Genomic DNA, 18,969 nt, shown 5'->3' on the forward strand with positions numbered 1-18,969 from the left:
GGGCCGTCGTCTCCGCCGTGAGCTTCGCGTCCCTGCGTCGGTTCAGCCCGAGCAGTTGCTGCCGCTGGTGTACGGCGGGATCGCGTACGTCGTGTGGCGCGTCGCCATGCGGCCCCTGGCCATCGACGGCCCGATGGTGGCGTGCCGGGTCGTCCACCCGTACGGCGTCGCCGGGCGCGGCCTGCGCATCCGGCGCCCCGATGGCGCCATCCTGGCCGTGGCCCTCGCCGACGACAAGGGCGCCGCCGTCGATGCAGGGGATGAAGTCTGGTGCGTCGATCCGCGGGAGGGTCGTCGCCTCCTCGGCGTCCGCTGGAATCCGGTGCTCCTGCGCGGCGAGGCCATCGTGGGCACCACGGCCCCCCGCTTGGTAATCCCGCCTGGCGCGGTGCCGCGGTCGATGCTCTCGCGCGCGGTGCAGGATCAGCTCCCCGGCGCCCACGACCGGCGCAGGCCGCTCGTCATCGCCCCGCTCGGGCCGCCGCCGCCCGAGCCGCCCGACGGCGTCGACGAGCGCTAGGCTCGGGTGGGCTTGGCGCACGGCAAGCTTCGGAGCGCCACCGCCCCCGACGTACCGCTGGAGATCGTCACGATCGACTCCGAGCCGCCCTCGGCGTACGCCCCCCGCCGCGCCGACGTGACCGTACGGAGGGCGGACGGGACCCGTCTGACCTGGTCCGTGACGATGGAGCACTGGCCCGCGATGGGGACGTCCGCCTGGAGCACCAGGGCCGCCACGGGAGAACAGGTACGGCTCGTCGTCCCCACCCCCGCGGGCGACGTCGTGGTGGTCGAGCCGCACGAGCCGGCCCGGCGTGCCGACGGCGCGCACGCTGGGCACCCGGATGGCTGAGCTGGACCGCACGGAGGCCGAGCGACTCTTGCGGGCCTATCGCCCGCGGACCCCGCTCGCCCCCGGCCGCGTCGTCGACCCGGCCGAGCGGATCGTTCGGGCCCGCACGGCCTTCGAGGTGCGCAAGATCCGGCACTCCAGTGGGGATCCGACGTACGACCGGTGGATCGACCACCACGAGTTCACCCTCGATGACGGCACGGTCTACTCCTGGGAGTGGCACGGCGCGGTGTACGTGCCCAGGGGAACCGTGATCTTGTGCACCGACCCGGCCTCGGGGCGTCAGGTCGGCTGCGCCATCCCCAGGGAGCACGTGCCCGACGAGGTGCTCTGGGCCAGGCCGGACAGCGTGCAGCTGGAGCGCGGGACGTTCGCCGCCGGCCGCGCGTGGTTGACGCGGCGGTGCTCGTCGTCGCAGATCCGACCGAGGGGACCGGGTTGACGGCGCAGGAGGCCCGGTTCGTGCTGCGGCAGCGCGCGGCGGCGCTGCGCCGGCGCCGGGTCGGGCTGCTCGTGCCCACCCTGGGCCTGTCCTGGTGGGCGATGCGAGCGCGCCTCGCGGCGCACGCCGCCGCCGCGCAGGCCGAACTGTCCGTTGCGCGCGTCGAGCCGGACAACCCGTTCGGGCTGTGCTTCCGCGCCCACGACTGACTGCGGTATCGGTGGCTGCCGCGCGTGCCCAGTGGCTTCAGTGGCGTCACCCCGGTCCTGCCGCGGGGCGGAGACCGCGTGTGGACGACCTCGATTGAGGTGGGTGCGCGGGTGTTCGTGGTCGGGCAGCGGGACGCCGTACGTCGTGGAGCCCGACGAGTCTGCGCGGGTGGCCCGGTGACGATCACCGTCGACGGCGGCGGGCGGGCCGCCCGCACGATCCGGGCCGCGACCCCCGGCGACGCGTGGGTCGCGGTCCGCGACGACTTCTGAGCCGGCGGTCGGCGACCACCACCCGCCGACCCCTCAGGGTTGCGCCCCCCCGGACGAGAGGGGAAGGGAGAGGGGGAGGATCCCGACGAGGACCGCACGCTTGTGGTGTTCCGCCTTGGTGACGTGGGGCTTGGCCGCCGTCGCCGGCATGGGCGTCGCCGTCTTCGCTCCCGAGCGCCTTCCGGAGGTAGGGCCCTTCGCCGCACCCCTCACGGTGACGACCGCCACGGCCGGCGGCACCGGCAAGCCCTCCGCGCCGACCTCTCCGGCCACGACGGCGGCCTTCGACATCGCGCCCGGCGCGCGTCAGCGGGCCGCCGACCAGGCCGTCTACTACGCCCAATCGCGCGGCTGGCGCTCCGGCATCGTCATCCGCGACCTGGTCACCGGCGAGACCACGAAGGCCGGTGACGCGGACGGCTACTTCCGCGCCGAGTCCACCGTGAAGCTCTTCATCGCCGCGCGCATGCTGACCGACGGCACGATGACCCCGGACAACGCGGCGACGGCGCGGCGGATGCTCACCCTCTCCGACGACGCCGCCGCCAGCTCCCTCTACGCCGGAGTCGGCGGCGACGCCCTCATCGGCTGGGTCGGCACCCGGTACGGCCTCATGGACCCCGGCACGCCGCCCGTCCGCGGCGCGGGCCAGTGGGGCAGCACCCAGGTCACCCCGTTCGCCATGGTGACCTTCCTGACGGCGGCCTACCGCGACCCCAAGGTGGGGACGTGGCTGATCGACGCGCTCGTGCAGATGGCGCCGACCGCCGCCGACGGCACCAGCCAGATGTTTGGCCTGCGCGCGGCCGATTCGGCCGCCGTGGTGAAGCAGGGTTGGGGCGGCGACACCGACCCGCGCGACGTCGTCGGTACGCCGAGCGTGGGGTACGTCGACCGGGGCCGGTACGCCGTCGCCATCTACACCGTGCGGCTGCCCGAGAGCCCCGTCGCCGAGGCCCAAGGGGTCGTCACCGCGCAGGCGAAGCTGCTGCTGCCGCAGGGGCGGATGCCGCGGTTCTGAGCGCCGCCGCTAGACGAAGAGCGACGCGACCAGGACCACGAGAAGTCCGACGACCGAGATCACCGTCTCCATCACCGACCAGGTCTTGAGGTTCTGGCCGACGTCGAGGCCGAAGTACTCCTTGACCAGCCAGAACCCGGCGTCGTTGACGTGGCTGAAGAAGACCGAACCGGCGCCGATGGCCAGCACCAGCAGGACGGTGAACAGGGTCGCGCCGAAGCTGGGGCGGCGCCGGCGGCCGTCGACGGCCGGTACGTCGGAGCCGGTAGCGGCCGGGCCCGAGGCGCTGACGGCGCCGGCAGTCGCCGTACGCTCCTCGACGCCGAGGAACAGGTCGGGGGCACCGACCGGCACCCACCGCGCGGCCAGCGTGCTGAACAGCGGGCCCGCGACGATGACGACGGGGATGGCGACGAGCACGCCGAGGCCGAGCGTCAGGCCCAGGTTGGCCTTCAGGGCGTCGACCGCAGCGAGCGGGCCGGGGTGCGGCGGCACGAAGCCGTGCATCGCGGACAGGCCCGCGAGCGCCGGGATCCCGATCTTCATCAGGGGCAGGCCGGAGCGCCGGGTGACCATGAGGATGACGGGGATCAGCAGCACCAGGCCGATCTCGAAGAACATCGGCAGGCCGATGATCGCGCCGACGAGGCCCATAGCCCATGGCAGGGCGGCCGGGCTCGCCTTGCCGATGATCGTGTCGACGATCTGGTCGGCGCCCCCGGAGTCGGCGAGGAGCTTGCCGATCATGGCGCCGAGGGCGATGAGCAGGCCGACGCCGGCGACGGTGGAGCCGACGCCCTTGGTGAAGCTGTCCGTCGTGGCGGAGACCGACAGGCCGCCGACCACTCCGACCAGCAAGGACCCGATGGTCAGGCTGAGGAACGGGTGCAGCTTGTACTTCGTGATGAGCAGCACCAGCAGGCCGATGCCCGCCAGGGCGGCGAGGACGAGTTGGCCTGCGGGAGCCTTGACCGGGTCGGCGAAGGGCTCCAGCGCCACGGGTGCGGCCGAAGCTGCAGCCGTGACGGCGACCGAGGCTGTCGTGAGCAAGGACATGCGGTACTCCTGATCGAGCGGCTGCGGCCGCGAGGTGGGATGGGTCCGCCGGGCGCCGACGTACGGGCCGGGCGGGGTGGTTCCGGAGTGGGTCGAGGGTGGCTCGGGTCTTAGCCGCGCGCGCGGCGTACGGCGTCCAGGGCCTGATCCGCCAGGGTCTGCGGCGGAAGCGCGAAGTCGAGGGTGACCCCCGCCTCGTCGGGCTGCAGGGGCTCCAGCGTCGCGTACTGGGAGGCGACCAACGACGCGGGCATGAAGTGGTCGGCGCGGGCCGCGACCCGCCGCTCCACGACCTCGGGCTCGCCCCCAAGGTGCACGAAGTAGGCCCCCGGTGCGGCGCCGCGCAGGCGGTCCCGGTAGGCGCGCTTGAGGGCTGAACAGGTGGCCACGGCCCCGGTGTCGACCCGCTCGGCCAGCCAAGCGCCGATCGCGTCGAGCCAGGGGGCCCGGTCGGCGTCGTCGAGGGGGATCCCGGCGGTCATCTTGTCGATGTTGGCCTGGGGGTGAAAGTCGTCCGCGTCGGCGTATGGCACGGCCAGCGCGCGCCCGAGCGCCTCGCCTAGCGTGCTCTTGCCGCAGCCGGACACGCCCATGACGACGATGAGGGGAGCGTCGTTGCCCACGGGACCTCCTTGGTCGACGGTGACCGCCGCCGTTTGCCGGCGACATTCCGACTATGGGGCAAAGATATGATCTTTTCAAGGGGTTTCCTGGAAACACGTGATGATAAGGGTCGATATCCTCGACTCATGTCACCCCAGCCACCCACCGGCGCGCCCCAGGCGCGGCCCCCGGGCCCCCTCCACGAACGGGTCCTGGGGCTGCTGGGTGAGGCGATCGTGCACGGTGACCATCCCCCCGGCACGGTGCTGCGGATCGAGGAGCTGGAGGCGCGGTACGGCGTCTCGCGCACGGTCGTGCGGGAAGCCGTCAAGGTGCTGGAGTCGATGGCGCTCGTCGCCAGTCGTCGGCGGGTCGGGGTGACCGTGCAGCCGATGGACCGCTGGAATGTCTACGACCCCCGCGTGATCCGCTGGCGGCTGGCCGGCCCCGAACGCCTGGCCCAACTCACGTCGATCAGCCAGCTCCGTCGCGCCGTGGAGCCCCTGGCCGCCCGGCTCGCCGCGGGGCGGGCCACGGCCGATCAGGTCCGCGAGCTCTCCGCCGCGGCGGGCGGGATGGCCCACACCGCTCGGGTGCCGGACCTGCTCGAATACCTCCAGCACGACATCGTCTTCCACACCACGCTGCTGGCCGCCTCGGGCAACGAGATGATGGCCGCCCTGGCCCCCGTCGTCGGCGAGGTGCTGGCGGGGCGCACCCATCACGACCTGATGCCGGCCACCCCGGAGCCGCTGGCCGTGGCCCTGCACGCCGCGGTCGCGACGGCCGTGGCCAGCGGCGACGAGGACCGCGCCGAGAGCGCGATGCGCGCCATCGTCGACGAGGCCCAGCAGGCCGTGGCCGAGATCGCCGCCGCGGAGGGCGCTGTCGCGGAGGGATCCCCCGCGGGGAGCGCCGTCGCGGAAGGAGTCCCCGCGGAGGGTGCCGCCGGCTGAGGATTGCCCCCATCCCAAGGCCGCCCGTTACCCTCAGGTTTATGGCCGAGGGGGAATCGCGGATGCGTCGCGCGGGCGAGGCAGTCACCGGGTTCTTCGATGTCGACGTCGACTGGACCCGGCCGAACCCGGGCCGCGACGGGATGCGCGCCGACGCCTGGATCGCGCTCGCACTCTTCGGGTTCGGGGCGATCGGCCTCGAGCTCACCCGCAGCATGGGCGTGCTGCACGAGGCGACGTCGCCGGTCGCCGCGCAATACCTCGTCCTTGCGCTGGGCACCCTGCCGCTGATGTGGCGCCGCCGCTACCCGATCCTGGTGATGCTCCTGCTGCAGGCGCATCTGTTCGCCGCGGGGGTGTGGCTGGACGCGGTCGCCTACCAGTTCACGATGCAGATCGTCTACTTCTTCGCCCTGTTCAGCGGGGTGGCGTGGGCCCGGGACCGACGAGCCCTCATGTACGCCGTGGGCGCCGTCCTGATCCTCATGACCGGGTGGTTCGCGTGGTCGTTCGCGCTCGGTAGTGCGTACGACTCGATCATGGCGCAGCGGCTGCCCGACGGCGAGGGTCTCATCGGGCGCTTCGCCGCCAGCATCATCTACAACCTGCTCATCAACGCGGCCTTCTTCGGTGGTGCGCTGCTGTGGGGGCGCAGCGCGTGGCGGTCGGCCCACCAGCTGGCGGAGCTCCGCGACCAGGCCGCGACGATCGAAACCCAGGCGGCTGGACTGCGCGAGCAGGCCGTCGTCGACGAGCGGCTGCGGATCGCCCGCGAGCTGCATGACGTGGTGGCGCACCACGTCTCGGTCATGGGGGTCCAGGCAGCGGCGGCGCGGCGCGTCCTCACCCGGGATCCGGACGCCGCGGCGCAGGCCTTGGCGTCGGTGGAGGAGTCGTCGCGGTCGGCGGTCGGGGAGATGCGGGCGCTGCTCGGCACGCTGCGCGACTCCAGCGCGCAGCCGCGGGGCGCCGACGGCGTCGACGACAGCCACCGTGCGCCGGATCCCGGGTTGGCCGAGGTGGCCGGCCTCGTCGCCGCGGCGGAGGGGCCCGGCTTCCGCCCGACGTACGAGCTCGTCCAGGACGTCCCCGATGCGCTGGCTGCGGTCCCGGCGCCGCTCGCGCTCTCGACGTACCGCATCGTCCAGGAGGCCCTCTCCAACGTGCGTAAGCACTCCTCGGCGACCCGGGTCAGCGTGGTGGTCCGCGTTGACACGCAACGGGACCGGTACGTCGAGGCCGAGGTCGTCGACGACGGCCGTCCCCTCGGCGCGACCTCGGGGACGGGGCTGGGCCTGCTCGGGATGCGCGAGCGGATCGCGTCGCACGGCGGGCAGCTCGACGCGGGGCCGCGACTGCGGGGCGGCTACCGGGTGCGGGTGCGGTTCCCCCTGGACCGTACGCCGTCGCGGGAGGCGCGGGATCCGCGCGGGCAGACCCCCCAGAGCCGCGCTCGGATCAGCGAGCAGAGCATCGGGCAGACCAGCGAGAGGGCGGCCTCGTGACGGACGCGACCGACGAGCCACTGCGGGTGCTGCTCGTCGACGACCAGCAACTGGTGCGGTCCGGGTTCTCGCTGATCCTGTCCGTCGAGGACGACATCCAGGTCGTCGGCCAGGCGGCCGACGGCGCGGCCGCGCTGGTCCAGGCCCGCGACCTGCGCCCCGACGTCATCCTCATGGACGTGCAGATGCCGGTCATGGACGGCATCGCCGCGACGGCGCTCGTCGTCGAGGAGGACCTGGCGAAGGTGATCGTGCTGACGACGTTCGACCGGGACGACTACCTCTTCGACGCGCTGCGCGCCGGGGCGAGCGGGTTCCTGCTGAAGAACGCCGATCCGGAGCATCTGGTGGAGGCCGTGCGGGCCGTAGGCCATGGGCACGCGCTGCTCGCCCCCGAGGTCACCCGACGGGTCATCGCGCAGATGGTCGCCGGCCGGCCCGAGACCGCCGCCGGTGCGCCCTCGGCCGGCGAGGCGGTGCGACCGGGGGCGTCCGGACCTGGGGTGCCGGGGTCGGGGTCTGGGGCATCGGCGTCGCGCGAGGGGAAGGCTGGCGGGACGACACCCGGCGGCACCGGCGCGGCCTCGGCTGCGGGCCCGACCGACCCGTCGGCCGCCGCCCGGCTCGCGCTGCTCACCGACCGGGAGCGCGAGGTCCTGGGGCTGGTCGCGAAGGGGCTGAGCAACGCCGAGATCGCGCGGTCGCTGTTCCTGGGCGAGGCGACCGTGAAGACCCACGTGAGCAGCTGCCTGGCGAAGCTGCGCGTGCGCGACCGCGTGCAGGCCGTGGTGACGGCGTACGAGGGCGGCCTGGTCGCGCCCGGAGACTAGCCCGCCCCGGCGCTACTGTGGGCCGCACACTCTCGGCGATGCTTTCGGCGCCGACGCACCGAGGAGGGGCCATGAAGATCACCGTGGACTTGGACTGCACGCCCAACGAGTTGCGCACGTTCATGGGCCTGCCCGACCTGGAACCCATGCAGCAGGCGGTCCTCACCGAGATGCAGCGACGGATGATCAGCGCGATGGACCACATGTCGCCGACGGCCATCATGAAGGACTGGTTGACGCCGATGGGCGCCGCCCAGCAGGCCCTCTTCGGGGCGTTCGCGCAGGGTGCGTCCGCGGCGGCGCGGACCGCGCGCGGCGGGCGGTCGAGCACGAGCCGGACGGGCACGGCGAAGGCTCGTGGCGGCGATGAGTCGGGCGAGGCGGCGGCAGGGGACGACGCCGACGGCGCCGCGGCGGGCAGCGCCGACGCCTGACCGTTCGGGCGAAGCCTCGCCCTGACGGTCGGCTGGGCCGCCCCGGGGCGACTCGCGCCCCCGGGGCGTTGGGCCCGGGGCGACTCGGGCCGCCGCGCGACTCCGCCTTGCGGGGGAGACGCCGACCCCTCGATGGGGGTCCGCTCCCCCCGGCTCTCCATCTTGCCGCCGATCCGGCGCGCCGGGCACCCGCCGTACGGTCTTGACAGGAACCGTACGGAAGGGGCGAGACCATGCTCGAGGTGTACGAGCTGACCCGGCGTTACGGCGAACTCGTGGCGGTGGACGCCGTGAGTTTCGAGGTGCCGCCCGGGGAGCTGGTGGGCTTCGTCGGCGGCAACGGCGCCGGCAAGACCACGACGATGCGGATGATCATGGGGGTCCTCGGGATCCACCACGGCGAGGTCCGGTGGCGGGGCCGGCCGATCACGGCGCTGGATCGGCGCCACTTCGGGTACATGCCCGAGGAGCGCGGCCTCTACCCCAAGCAACCCGTCATCGACCAGCTCGTGTACCTGGGTCGGCTGCACGGCATGGAGCAGCGCCAGGCCCGCCGCGAGGCCACCGACGCGTTGGAGCGGTTCGGTCTCGGCGACCGCGCCAAGGACAAGGTCGAAAAGCTCTCCCTCGGCAACCAGCAGCGGGTGCAGATCATCGCGGCGCTGCTGGGCACCCCGACCGCGCTCGTCCTCGATGAACCGTTCTCCGGGCTCGACCCCGACGCCGTGGACGCCATGGTGGGGCTGCTGCGCGAGCGCACCCGGCAGGGCGTCCCGGTGCTCTTCTCCAGCCACCAGCTCGACCTCGTGGAGCGGCTCTGCGACCGCCTCGTCGTGCTCGCCCGGGGCCGGGTGGCCGCCCGCGGGACCGTCGGCGACCTGCGCCGCTCCGGCACCGTGCGGCACCGGCTGGTGCTCGCCGGGGACGCCGGCTGGACCCGCGACGTGCCCGGGGTCAGCGTGATCGACGTCGACGGCCGCGAGGCCGTGCTGGAGTTCCTGGCGCCGGGGGCCGACCGGGCGTTGCTCACCGAGGCGCTGCGGCGCGGGGACGTGGCCGAGTTCGGGCCGATCGTCCCGCCACTGTCCGAGATCTACCGGGAGGTGACGGCATGACCACGACGCCGACCCGCGGCGACGCGGGCCCCCACGACGCGATGAGCGGCGACGCGACCCGGAGGGGTGCGACCAGTCGCGGCAGGAACCGCGGCGATGCGGCCCGCAGCGGCGCGAACCGGGAGTCCATCCGGGCCTGGCCGATCGTCGCGGTCCGCGAGGTCCAGGCCCGCGTCACCGACAAGAACTTCCTGGTCTCCACGGTGATGACCATGGTGATCATGCTGAGCGTGTTCGCCATCCAGGGGTGGATCGCCGGCAAGGGCTCGCAGTGGACCGTCGTCGCCACCACCCAGCAGGGCCAGGACCTCGCCGGGCGGATCGGCGTCGCCGCGCACGCCGCCGACGACAAGAACTCCGTGGTCGTCCGGCGCGCCGGCGACGATGCGGCCGCCCGGGGCGAGCTGCGCAGCGGCGCCGCCGATGTCTACCTGCACGAGGACGGCGGCAGCTGGGTCTTGACCACCAAGAACGACACGCCGCCCTCGACCCTGCAGGCCGTGACGCAGCAGGTGGTGCGCGCCGAGGTCCTGGACCGGAACGCCAGAGCGGCCGGTACCACCGCCGAGGCCCTGACCCGCGGCACCCAGGTGCAGACCGATCAGTTGGAGGGCAGCGGCACCGAGATGCTCGTCCGGATGCTCACGGGGCTGGCGCTGGGCGTGATGTTCTACATGGTCAGCCTGATGTTCGGGTTGGCCATCGCGCAGAGCGTCATCGAGGAGAAGCAGTCCCGGATCGTGGAGATCATCGCCAGCGCCATCCCGCTGCGGCAGCTGCTCACCGGCAAGGTCGTCGGCAGCACCGTGCTCGCGCTGGGCCAGATGATCCTGTTCGTGGCTGCCGGACTCATCGGTCTCCAGTTCACGCCGTACAAGCAGTACGTCGCCGCGGTCAGCGGCCCAGCCGGGTGGTTCGTCGCGTTCTTCCTCGTGGGGTTCGTGGCGCTGGCCTGCCTCTGGGCGGTTGCGGGGTCCCTCTCGAGCCGGCAGGAGGATCTGTCGACGACCTCGCAGCCGATGCAGATGCTGTTGCTGGCCACGTTCATGGGCGGCACGTTCGCGCAGGGAACGGTGCAGACCGTGCTGTCATTCGTGCCGGTCATCTCGGGCGTCGCCATGCCGATGCGGATGCTGGCCGGCGACGTGCCTCTCTGGCAGCCCCTCGCCTCGCTCGTGATCACCCTGGTCTTCGCCGGGTTCGCGATCCTGATCGGGGAGAAGATCTACCGGCGCAGCATCCTCGCCGGCGGCGGACGCGTCTCGTGGCGGCAGGCGCTGCGGACGGCGGACTGAGCGCGGCGTACTGAGGGCGGCCGACGCGTCGGTCGGCTTCCAGGGGACTGGCCGACGAACGGCGCGAGAACGGTCCCGAAACGGTCTTGACGCGGTCCCGCGGCGCCGGAAAACTGGGCGCCCCCGCAGCACGCGGCGGCCGCGGACGACCGGTGCGATGCGCTCGAGCAGGTCACATCGCGAGTGCCGGCGCCGATAGGTGGGCGCTGCGGGCGGCCGACAACGGCCGTCCCGCCTCACCTTTCGGTGCCGGCGAAGCGAGCGGCGCGCGACGACGGCGTACGTCGGGATCGGTGACGAGGAGGACAGGATGCGGGTGGAGACCCTCCCGGGGGCGGGCGCCCCGCGGCGCGGGCCGGTCCACCTGTGCACCCCCGGTCTGCTGCCGACCCCGGTCGGCCGCCACCTGGTCGCCCTCGACATCGACGGCACGATTCTGCACCACGACGGCACGCTCTCCCCGGTCGTCGCGGACGCGGTGGCCGGGGCCCGCGACGCGGGGCACGAAGTCGTCATCGCGACCGGCCGGTCGCTGCTGTCCGCGCTGCCGGTCGCGCGGCGGCTTGGGCTGACGGACGGTTACCTCGTCACCAGCAACGGCGCGGTCGTCGCCGAGCTCGACGAGGCGGCAGCCCACGGTGCGCGCATCGTGCTCACCGAGACCTTCGATCCCGCGCCGGCGCTGGCCGCGCTGCGCGGCTCCTGGCCGGACGCCCGGGTGGCTGTCGAGGAGGTCGGGCTCGGGTTCAAGGTGAGCGCCGAGTTCGATCCGGGCGAGCTCGACGGGCGCATCCGGGTCGTGGACTGGGACGAGTTGATCTCCGGGCCAGCCACGCGGGTGACCTTCCGCAGCCCCAGCGGCACGGCGCAGGACTTCCTGGCGCTGGTGGAGCGGGTCGGGCTCAAGGGCGTCAACTACGCGGTTGGCTTCACGGCCTGGCTCGACATCGCCGCCGAGGGCGTCAGCAAGGCCTCGGGACTGGAGCGGGTCCGGAGCTGGGAGCAGATCGCGCGCTCGCGCACCGTCGCCGTCGGCGATCAGCGCAACGACTGCGAGATGCTCTCCTGGGCCGCCTGCGGGGTCGCGATGGGCAACGCGCCCGACGAGGTGAAGGCCAGCGCGGACCTGGTCGCCGCGCACGTGCTTCAGGACGGGCTCGCCGACGTGTTGCGGGCGCTGCCCAGCAACGCGACCGGAACGTGTTGCGCCTGAGTCGGATTGGTGTCGATCCGCGCTCGAAACTATTCAATTCACGGCGTCCAGAACGGCCGTCCGTATTGGACGCAACCCGAAATTTTGACCCCATTGTCAGTCGTTCGGAATGGCCAAAAGTGGCGTCAGGCAACGCCCTGAGCTGCGAAAACGCGGATAGATCTCAGTTGTAATTTTGTGTCGCGAGAATGCTTGACGGGAGACCGCTGGGGTCGATTGATCCAGTGCCAGAAACCCTACCGAAGGTTCTCGAAAGGAGGAGCTTTGCTGATTTCCGCCGATACCCGAGGCTACGGCCCGGACGCTGCCACGGCAGCAGATCCGGTCTTTGCCAACCACCTACGGATCGCCGATTTTGCCGCGAGCCTGTCGCAGCGCCTCCTGGCCGAGACGCACACCGACGGGACGGGGCCGGACGACGACTACCTGCGCGGCTACGCGCGGGCCATGTCGGACCTGTCCGAGGCGCTGATCGCCGGCGAGATGTGCCCGGGCGGGCCGTTCTGCCCGGACCCGCGTCGCTGACGGGGACCTCCCCGCACACGTCGTACCCACGAGGGGGCGGCCACCACAACGGTGGCCGCCCCCTCGTCGCGTGCGGGTGGCGGTGGTGCCCCCGTCGGTACGGCTGAGGGCGCTCGGCCGGGGGTCCCCCGGTCGCGACCCGCCCGGCGGGTGCGAGTGGGCAGCTATTAGGACACGTTCCGTGTCGTGATCGCCGCAGATAACGTGTCCTGACAGATGTCCGCTCGGAACTCGTCGAGGGCCACCTGCCCGCCCAGCCACTGGGTGTGCGGGATGGCGCCCACCATCACGACAGCGCCCGCGTCGGCAGCGTCTCCTCGCTCGGTGACGGACCGAAACCTGATCGCGAAGCGTCAGTCGCGTGGCGCCAGGGCGATGGGCGGGGTTTGCTGGGGCCCCGTCGCGTCGTCTGGGATGATGCGGACACCATGGCCGAGCTCACGATCACCAGCGCGGCGAACCCGCGCGTCAAGGCCCTGCTCGCGCTGCGCCGCCGCCGCACCCGCGACGCCGAGCGGGTCACCCTCCTGGAGGGCCTGGCCGAGACCGAGCTGGCCCTGCGGGCTGGGGCAGCGCCGCGGGAGCTCTACCTCTGCGAGGACCTGATGGCCGCGCCCGGCGCCGCGGCCGCGCTGGCCGAGCGGGTCCGGGCCGGCGGCGGCGACGTCGTACGGCTGTCGCGTCCCGTCTTCGAGAAGGTGGCCTACCGCGAGGGTCCCGACGGCGTCCTGGCGGTCGCGCCGGCGCCGGGCCGCGACCTCGCGGACCTCACGCTGCCCGCCGCCCCCCTGCTGCTGCTCAGCCAGGGCGTGGAGAAGCCGGGCAACCTCGGGGCGATGCTGCGCACCGCCGACGCCGCGGGGGTGGCCGCCGTCGTCGCCGCCGATCCGGTGACCGACTGGGGCAACCCGAACGTGGTCCGGGCGAGCAAGGGCACCGTCTACGCGCTGCCGGTGGTTGCGACCGACACCGGGACGGCCTTCGGGTGGCTCGCGGAGCGTGGCGTCGCGGTCGTCGCCACCACGCCGGACACGGGCCTGCTGCACACCGACGTGGACTACACCGGCCCAGTCGCGGTGGCCGTCGGGGCCGAGAAGACGGGGTTGACGGGGGAGGCGCTGGCGGCTGCGACGTACCGCGTTCGGATCCCGATGGCCGGCCGCGCCGACTCGCTCAACGTGGCGACGTCGGCCGCGATCGTCCTGTACGAGGCGGTCCGGCAGCGCCTCACCGGGCAGCATCGGCGCCCTCAGGGGTGATTCTGGGGTCACCCTCGTGATGTGCCACGATGGCGGCATGCGAGTCGACCATGTGTCCTATGCCGCCGAACCGGACGGGGTGCGGGCGACCGCCGATCGGCTGGCGGAGCAGCTCGGGGTGCGGGCGGTCAACGGGGGCGTGCACCCCTCCTTCGGCACCCGGAACATGATCCTGCCGATGGCGCACGAACGGTACGTCGAGGTGGTCGAGCCGCTCGACCATCCGGCCACGGACAAGGCCCCGTTCGGCAAGGCCGTAAAGTCGGCTTGCGGCGAGGGCGGCGGCTGGCTGGGCTGGGTCATTCGCGTCGACGACATCGCGCCCATCGAGGAGCGTCTCGGCCGCGAGGCCGCCTGCGGCCACCGCGTGTTTCCCGACGGGCGCCGGCTGGAGTGGCGCCAGGTCGGGATCAATGGCCTGCTCAACGACCCGCAGCTGCCGTTCTTCATCCAGTTCCTCAACCCGGATCTGCACCCCTCCGGCGCCCTGGACATCGAGCCGAGCGTCAACATCGCCGGCCTGACCATCGCGGGCGACCCGCAGCGGGTCTGTCACTGGCTGGGCCTGCCCGCCGACCAGACCTCGTCGGTCATCGACTTCACGTTCCTGGCTCCGAAGGGCCACGCCGGCCTGCTGTCGGTCACCTTCGACACCCCGACGGGCCAGATCACGATCTGAGCAGTCGGGAGGTCGGCGCCCGAACGGCGCCGGCGGGCCGTCAGCCCAGGCCCGTGACCTGGCAGAACGTGTCGTAGTGGTCGCCGGTGTAGTACCACTGCTTCGGCTGCGTCGGCGGGTCGCCGCCGGTCACGATGCGCCGCATCTCGCGCGAGGACTCGCCGGGCGTGATGACCGTGTATTCGCGGTAGTAGCCCTCCGGTTTGTTCGGCAGCCGGCGCTCGTTGTTGCGGAAGGTCACCCCGTCGTTGCGCGGGTACGGGAACGGGCCACCCGCGCGGACCAGGTCGATCGTGACGCGGGCCTGCGCCGACAGCCGGTCCACGTCGCACCGGGCCACGCTCCGGTCGGTCGCCGTGATCGGCGCGCCGCCTGGTCCGCGGGTCAGGGTGCCGCCGGTGCCTCCAGCGCCCCCGGCGTACGGCGTGGCCCCCGACGTCCCACCGCCCGCGCGGGGCGGCGCCGTGACCGTCTTGGTCACCGTCACCACCGAGGACGTCGCGCCGACCTGCGGGTCTGCGGAGCACCGGCCCAGGAGCAGGATCGCCCCGATCACGAGGATGCCCCAGAGCGGCCAGAGCGCGGGCTTGCCCAGCACCTGCCGCAGGCGGCTCGTCAGCGCCGTGATCACCGGCGTGGCTCGCGATCGGTCGGGACGCCGAGCAGCAGCGGCGCCACGTCGTACCCCTCCACGAAGGCCACCGTCTCGAACGCCATCCCCGCCGGGTGCAGCTCGTGGGTGGCGGCGCTCAGGATCTCCCGGACCGATTCCCACGCCGCTGGCTCACCCTCGATGAACTGCTCCGCAGCCCGCCAGAGCAGCGCGAGCCGGTCCACACCGGGGAAGAGGTCGGGCAGGTCCCGCAGCGTGTCCATCAGCGCGTCCAGGTTGTGGTCCGCCGCCCCCGGCAGGCGCAGCGCGGCGGCCAGGGCGGGCAGCGCCCGCCGCCGACCGACGATGTCGGTCCCGTCGATCTCACACACGGTGAAGCCCGCCGACAGCAGGGCGAGGGCGATGTCGGCGAAGTCCGAGCGGTCCGCGAAGACCACGCCGCGCCCCCGCAGCCCGGGGACGACGTCCGCGAGGTAGGGCAACGCCGGGGCCGACATAGCGCCAGCGTAACGGGCCGCCGCGGGCCCCCTCCGACCAATCGGCGGGACTCGCCCGGCGCAACCTCGCGGCCGGACGACGAGGACCCCGGCGACCCGGGCCTCAGGCCAGGTAGTCGCGCACGAGGCGCGCCGCCAATCCGACGTACGACTGCGGCGTCAGTCCCGCGAGCCGCCCCTCGACGTCCGCGGGCAACCCGAGCTGCTGGAGGAACTCGACCAGCTCGTCCTGACCGATGCGCCGGCCCCGGGTGAGGTCCTTGAGCCGCTCGTACGGGTTGTCCATGCCGGGCACCCCGCGGGCGCCGAGGGCGCGCATCGCCGACTGGATCGGCTCGCCGAGCACCTCCCAGTTCGCGTCGAGGTCGGCGGCCATCGCGGCCGGGACGGCGTCGAGCCCCGCAAGCCCGCGGCCGACGTTGTCGAGGGCCAGCAGGCTGTGCCCGAACGCGGTGCCGGCGTTGCGCTGCATCGAGGAGTCGGTCAGGTCGCGCTGGAGCCGGCTGGTGACGAGCGTGGCGCCGAGGACGTCGAGCAGGGCGTTGCTGACCTCCAGGTTGGCCTCGGCGTTCTCGAAGCGGATGGGGTTGACCTTGTGCGGCATGGTGCTCGACCCGACGGTGCCCTGCCCGCGCACCTGGGCGAAATAGCCCATCGAGATGTAGCTCCACACGTCCGTGCAGAGGTTGTGCAGGATCCGGTTGTAGCGCGCGACGTCGGCGTACAGCTCCGCCTGCCAGTCGTGGCTCTCGATCTGGGTGGTCAACGGGTTCCAGGTCAGCCCGAGCACGTCGGCCACGAAGGAGCGGGAGACCTCCGGCCAGTCGGCCTCGGGGACCGCGGCCAGGTGCGCGCCGTACGTGCCCGTCGCGCCGTTGAGCTTGCCCAGGTATTCCTGGCGTTCGATGCGGGCGAGCTGCCGCCGCAGCCGGTGCGCGAGGACGGCCAGCTCCTTGCCCATCGTCGTGGGCGTCGCGGGCTGGCCGTGGGTGTGGGCGAGGAGCGGTACGTCGGCGAGATCGCGCGCCAGCTCGGCGATCTGATCCACCAGGCCGGTCGCCTTGGGCAGCCACACCTGGCCGACCGCGCCCCGGAGCATCAGCGCGTACGAGAGGTTGTTGACGTCCTCGCTCGTGCAGCAGAAGTGGATCAGCTCGGCCAGGCCCGGCTCGTCGGGGGCGATGCGGGCGAGGCGCCGCTTGAGGTAGTACTCGACCGCCTTGACGTCGTGCACCGTCTCGCGTTCGATCTCGGCCAGCTCGGTGACGTCCGCGGGGCCGAAGTGCTTGACCACGTCGCGGAGGTGGGCCTTCTCCTCGTCGGTGAGCGCCCGCACGCCCGGAACCACGCCGCGGGACGTGAGGTGGACGAGCCACTCGACCTCGACGTACACCCGTTCGCGGTTCAGGGCCGCCTCGCTGAGGTGGTCCACGAGCGGCGCGACGACCGCGCGGTAGCGGCCGTCGAGCGCGCCGAGGGCGATCGGGGGGGTGGCGTCGGCGAGGGTACCCATGCGGTCATCCTCCCACCGCGGGAGGGGCCGTACGGCGGGTCGCGCCGCGGCGGTGGGGGTCGGTTCCGGTCAGCCGGGCAGCGTGTCGCGCAGGTGCTCGACCAGGCCCGCGCCGGCCGCCTCCACCTCGGCGAGCACCCGCTCGAAGTCGCGCTGGGTGCCGTAGTAGGGGTCGTCCACCTCGAGCGTGCCCGCTGCGGCGGCCTGCGGGTCGAACTCGCGCAGCAAGCGGATGTCCACGTCGCCGCCGTCCTCCGGCGGGCCGACCGCATAGCCCTCCGCCGTGGCCCACCGCTTCAGCGTGCGCAGGTGGCCGTTGTCGGCGGCGAGCACCAGGTCGTGCTCGGCCAGCCAGCCCACGTCGTACTCCCGCGCGCGGTGCGCGGACCCGTCATACCCCGCCGCCCGCAGCGTCGCCAGCGCCCGCCGGTCCGCGCCGTCGCCGACGTGCCACCCGCCGGTCCCGGCGGAGTCCACGACCACCCGGTCGCCGAGGCCCGCCTCCTCCAGCTGGGCGCGCAGGACGACCTCGCCGATGGGCGAGCGGCAGATGTTGCCGGAGCAGACGACGCAGATGCGGTACGGCGTGTGGGTGCTCACCGTTGCCCGGTGCGCTGCTGCGCCATGTCGGCGACGTTCACGCACAGCTCCAAGAAGAGCCTCGCCAGGGCGATCTTCACGGCGCCCGTGAGGAGGGTCTGCAGGAACGTGAAGAACACCGTGCCGGCGCTCGGGGCGTAGCCGCGGGTGGTCAACAGCGTCACCAGGACCGCGACGACGTCGATGACGACCAGGGCCACGACCAGCCAGAACAGCGGTCGGGCCAGGGTCCGCGTCGCGCTCGCGACGAACGAGAAGTCGAAGACCGCCGCGAGTCCGGACGGGCGCGCGGCGGGGCGTTGCCAGGGGGCGCCGAACGCCCCGCCGGGTCCACCGGGGCCGGGTGCGCCTGGCCGGGGGCCGTTCGGACCGGGACCGCCTGGACCTGGGGCGCCGGGACCTGGGGCGCCGGGACCGCCGGGGGGTGTCCAGGCGTAGGCGCCGCCGGGACCGGTCGGTCCGCCGGTCGGTCCAGACGGGCCGGTCGGACCAGCGATGGAGGGCGGCGGCGTCCCGGGGCCGGCAAAACCGCCGCCGAATGCGGGGGCGTAGCCGCCGTATGGCGGTCCGGCCGGTGCCGTCGGTGCGGGCCCGGCGGCGAAGTACGGCGCGGCGCCGTGGCCCGCCGCGGGGGACCGGTCGCCGGCCGGAGGTGCGTACGGGGACGGGTCGGGCGGGGGCTGCTGGCCGGCTGCCGCGGCGTACGGCGTCGGATTACCCGACTGGTAGATCGATGTGTCGGTCACCGGGTCGGCGTCGAACACGGCCCGCGCTTCCGCCGACCCGGTGCTTTCGCCGGTCCCTGCGTCGGCGTACCCGCCGGCGTCGCCGGTGGACTGCTGCGCGTCGTCATCGCCGGGCGACGGGTTCGCCTCGGAGGTGAGGTGCAGGGGGCCCGTCTCGGCGATGCCCGGGCCGCCCCAGCCGCCGGAGTTCCCGGCCTCGTAGCTCGCCTGCGGCTGCTGCTCCCACCCCGGGTGCGCCAGCGGCTCCTGCGCCTGGTCGGTGTAGCTCGGGTCGGCGGCCGCGTCGACGTACGAGTCGAACGCGGGGGTCTCGCCGTACGAGTCGGTCGCGGCCGCCTGGTCGTACGGACCCGGGGCGGGGGTGTCGCCGTACGACGGCTCGGGCGACGCTCCGCCGTACGATCCCTCGGTCGCTGCGTCGCCGAACTGCTCGGCACCCTGCTGGTCGTAGGGCTCGCGTGGGGCGTCGTACTGCTGGTCGCGCCCGTCGTGGTGGTGCTCGTCGCGTCGCTGGCCCGCGTCGTGCTCCTCGTGGCTCATGGCCCGCTCCTCCCGTGGCGGCTGGATTGAGTCCAACTCTGGCACACAGCGGCCCATGAGCCCGCCCGCCTCCCCGGCGGGGCCGTCAGCACCATCACCAGAGGCAGGCTGCAGGGAACGATTTCCGCAACCATGGTGATGGTTTTCAGGCGCTGGAGGACGCGCGTGGTGACGGGGCAGCGCCGTGGGCAG

General features: G+C 73.2%; 23 protein-coding genes. 16 read left to right on the forward strand and 7 right to left on the reverse strand.

The genetic code is table 11. The features are described from left to right. Window positions 1-55: 55 nt before the first annotated feature. From IPK37_08695 to IPK37_08720, 6 genes are all read left to right on the forward strand, one after another. Entirely contained in the window at window positions 56-520 is a 465-nt protein-coding gene (locus IPK37_08695; protein QQS02367.1) for a hypothetical protein, read from the forward strand. Between the two features lie 6 nt (window positions 521-526). Beyond that, window positions 527-853 carry a hypothetical protein gene (locus tag IPK37_08700; GenBank protein QQS02368.1) on the forward strand — a complete coding sequence of 109 codons (327 nt, stop codon included), beginning with the start codon at window positions 527-529 and terminating at the stop codon, window positions 851-853. Continuing rightward, window positions 846-1,295 (forward strand): hypothetical protein, encoded by a 450-nt coding sequence (locus IPK37_08705; GenBank protein ID QQS02369.1) that lies wholly within the window; start codon window positions 846-848, stop codon window positions 1,293-1,295. Before IPK37_08700 ends, IPK37_08705 begins: the two co-directional genes overlap by 8 nt. Beyond that, window positions 1,292-1,504 (forward strand): hypothetical protein, encoded by a 213-nt coding sequence (locus tag IPK37_08710; protein ID QQS02370.1) that lies wholly within the window; start codon window positions 1,292-1,294, stop codon window positions 1,502-1,504. The genes IPK37_08705 and IPK37_08710 overlap by 4 nt, the downstream gene beginning before the upstream one ends. Before the next feature lie 78 nt (window positions 1,505-1,582). Beyond that, complete coding sequence (locus tag IPK37_08715) at window positions 1,583-1,777, forward strand: hypothetical protein (protein ID QQS02371.1); 195 nt, start codon at window positions 1,583-1,585, stop codon at window positions 1,775-1,777. 100 nt (window positions 1,778-1,877) lie between these two features. Beyond that, the gene (locus IPK37_08720) at window positions 1,878-2,798 is read left to right on the forward strand and encodes a hypothetical protein (protein QQS02372.1); all 921 of its coding nucleotides are present in this window, start codon (window positions 1,878-1,880) and stop codon (window positions 2,796-2,798) included. 9 nt (window positions 2,799-2,807) lie between these two features. On the opposite strand, the gene IPK37_08725 is transcribed toward IPK37_08720, so the two are convergent. Further along, entirely contained in the window at window positions 2,808-3,854 is a 1,047-nt protein-coding gene (locus tag IPK37_08725; protein ID QQS02373.1) for a hypothetical protein, read from the reverse strand. Between the two features lie 110 nt (window positions 3,855-3,964). Next, entirely contained in the window at window positions 3,965-4,447 is a 483-nt protein-coding gene (locus IPK37_08730) for a gluconokinase (protein QQS02766.1), read from the reverse strand. A 156-nt stretch (window positions 4,448-4,603) separates the two neighbouring features. On the opposite strand from IPK37_08730, the gene IPK37_08735 reads away from it, so the two are divergent. The 10 genes from IPK37_08735 to IPK37_08780 all read left to right on the forward strand — a co-directional run bounded on the left by IPK37_08735 (window position 4,604) and on the right by IPK37_08780 (window position 14,268). Further along, window positions 4,604-5,413 (forward strand): FadR family transcriptional regulator, encoded by an 810-nt coding sequence (locus IPK37_08735; GenBank protein ID QQS02374.1) that lies wholly within the window; start codon window positions 4,604-4,606, stop codon window positions 5,411-5,413. Between the two features lie 62 nt (window positions 5,414-5,475). Next, on the forward strand, window positions 5,476-6,918 hold the full coding sequence (locus IPK37_08740; GenBank protein ID QQS02767.1) for a sensor histidine kinase: 1,443 nt from the start codon (window positions 5,476-5,478) through the stop codon (window positions 6,916-6,918). Continuing rightward, entirely contained in the window at window positions 6,915-7,748 is an 834-nt protein-coding gene (locus tag IPK37_08745) for a response regulator transcription factor (protein ID QQS02375.1), read from the forward strand. Before IPK37_08740 ends, IPK37_08745 begins: the two co-directional genes overlap by 4 nt. A 71-nt stretch (window positions 7,749-7,819) precedes the next feature. Beyond that, window positions 7,820-8,182, forward strand: a complete 363-nt coding sequence (locus IPK37_08750; protein ID QQS02376.1) for a hypothetical protein — start codon at window positions 7,820-7,822, stop codon at window positions 8,180-8,182. A gap of 233 nt (window positions 8,183-8,415) precedes the next feature. Next, the gene (locus IPK37_08755) at window positions 8,416-9,297 is read left to right on the forward strand and encodes an ATP-binding cassette domain-containing protein (protein QQS02377.1); all 882 of its coding nucleotides are present in this window, start codon (window positions 8,416-8,418) and stop codon (window positions 9,295-9,297) included. Then, window positions 9,294-10,592: an ABC transporter permease gene (locus IPK37_08760; protein ID QQS02378.1), complete on the forward strand. Its 1,299-nt coding sequence runs from the start codon at window positions 9,294-9,296 to the stop codon at window positions 10,590-10,592. Before IPK37_08755 ends, IPK37_08760 begins: the two co-directional genes overlap by 4 nt. A gap of 310 nt (window positions 10,593-10,902) precedes the next feature. Further along, a complete protein-coding gene (locus tag IPK37_08765; GenBank protein ID QQS02379.1) occupies window positions 10,903-11,805 on the forward strand; it encodes an HAD-IIB family hydrolase in 903 nt (300 codons plus the stop codon). A gap of 264 nt (window positions 11,806-12,069) precedes the next feature. Continuing rightward, on the forward strand, window positions 12,070-12,330 hold the full coding sequence (locus tag IPK37_08770) for a hypothetical protein (protein QQS02380.1): 261 nt from the start codon (window positions 12,070-12,072) through the stop codon (window positions 12,328-12,330). A 428-nt stretch (window positions 12,331-12,758) separates the two neighbouring features. Next, window positions 12,759-13,589, forward strand: coding sequence for an RNA methyltransferase (locus IPK37_08775; protein ID QQS02381.1), 831 nt, complete (start codon window positions 12,759-12,761; stop codon window positions 13,587-13,589). Window positions 13,590-13,626: 37 nt separating this feature from the next. Next, window positions 13,627-14,268, forward strand: coding sequence for a VOC family protein (locus tag IPK37_08780; protein QQS02382.1), 642 nt, complete (start codon window positions 13,627-13,629; stop codon window positions 14,266-14,268). A gap of 40 nt (window positions 14,269-14,308) precedes the next feature. On the opposite strand, the gene IPK37_08785 is transcribed toward IPK37_08780, so the two are convergent. From IPK37_08785 to IPK37_08805, 5 genes are all read right to left on the reverse strand, one after another. Beyond that, complete coding sequence (locus IPK37_08785) at window positions 14,309-14,758, reverse strand: hypothetical protein (protein ID QQS02768.1); 450 nt, start codon at window positions 14,756-14,758, stop codon at window positions 14,309-14,311. A gap of 137 nt (window positions 14,759-14,895) precedes the next feature. Continuing rightward, window positions 14,896-15,378: a barstar family protein gene (locus IPK37_08790; protein QQS02383.1), complete on the reverse strand. Its 483-nt coding sequence runs from the start codon at window positions 15,376-15,378 to the stop codon at window positions 14,896-14,898. A 103-nt stretch (window positions 15,379-15,481) separates the two neighbouring features. Continuing rightward, window positions 15,482-16,891 carry an adenylosuccinate lyase gene (purB, locus tag IPK37_08795; GenBank protein QQS02384.1) on the reverse strand — a complete coding sequence of 470 codons (1,410 nt, stop codon included), beginning with the start codon at window positions 16,889-16,891 and terminating at the stop codon, window positions 15,482-15,484. Window positions 16,892-16,960: 69 nt separating this feature from the next. After that, a complete protein-coding gene (locus IPK37_08800; GenBank protein ID QQS02769.1) occupies window positions 16,961-17,467 on the reverse strand; it encodes a low molecular weight phosphotyrosine protein phosphatase in 507 nt (168 codons plus the stop codon). A 20-nt stretch (window positions 17,468-17,487) separates the two neighbouring features. Continuing rightward, on the reverse strand, window positions 17,488-18,777 hold the full coding sequence (locus tag IPK37_08805; GenBank protein ID QQS02385.1) for a DUF4282 domain-containing protein: 1,290 nt from the start codon (window positions 18,775-18,777) through the stop codon (window positions 17,488-17,490). Window positions 18,778-18,969: the final 192 nt, after the last annotated feature.

Source organism: Austwickia sp., from assembly GCA_016699675.1.
Classification (GTDB): domain Bacteria; phylum Actinomycetota; class Actinomycetes; order Actinomycetales; family Dermatophilaceae; genus Austwickia.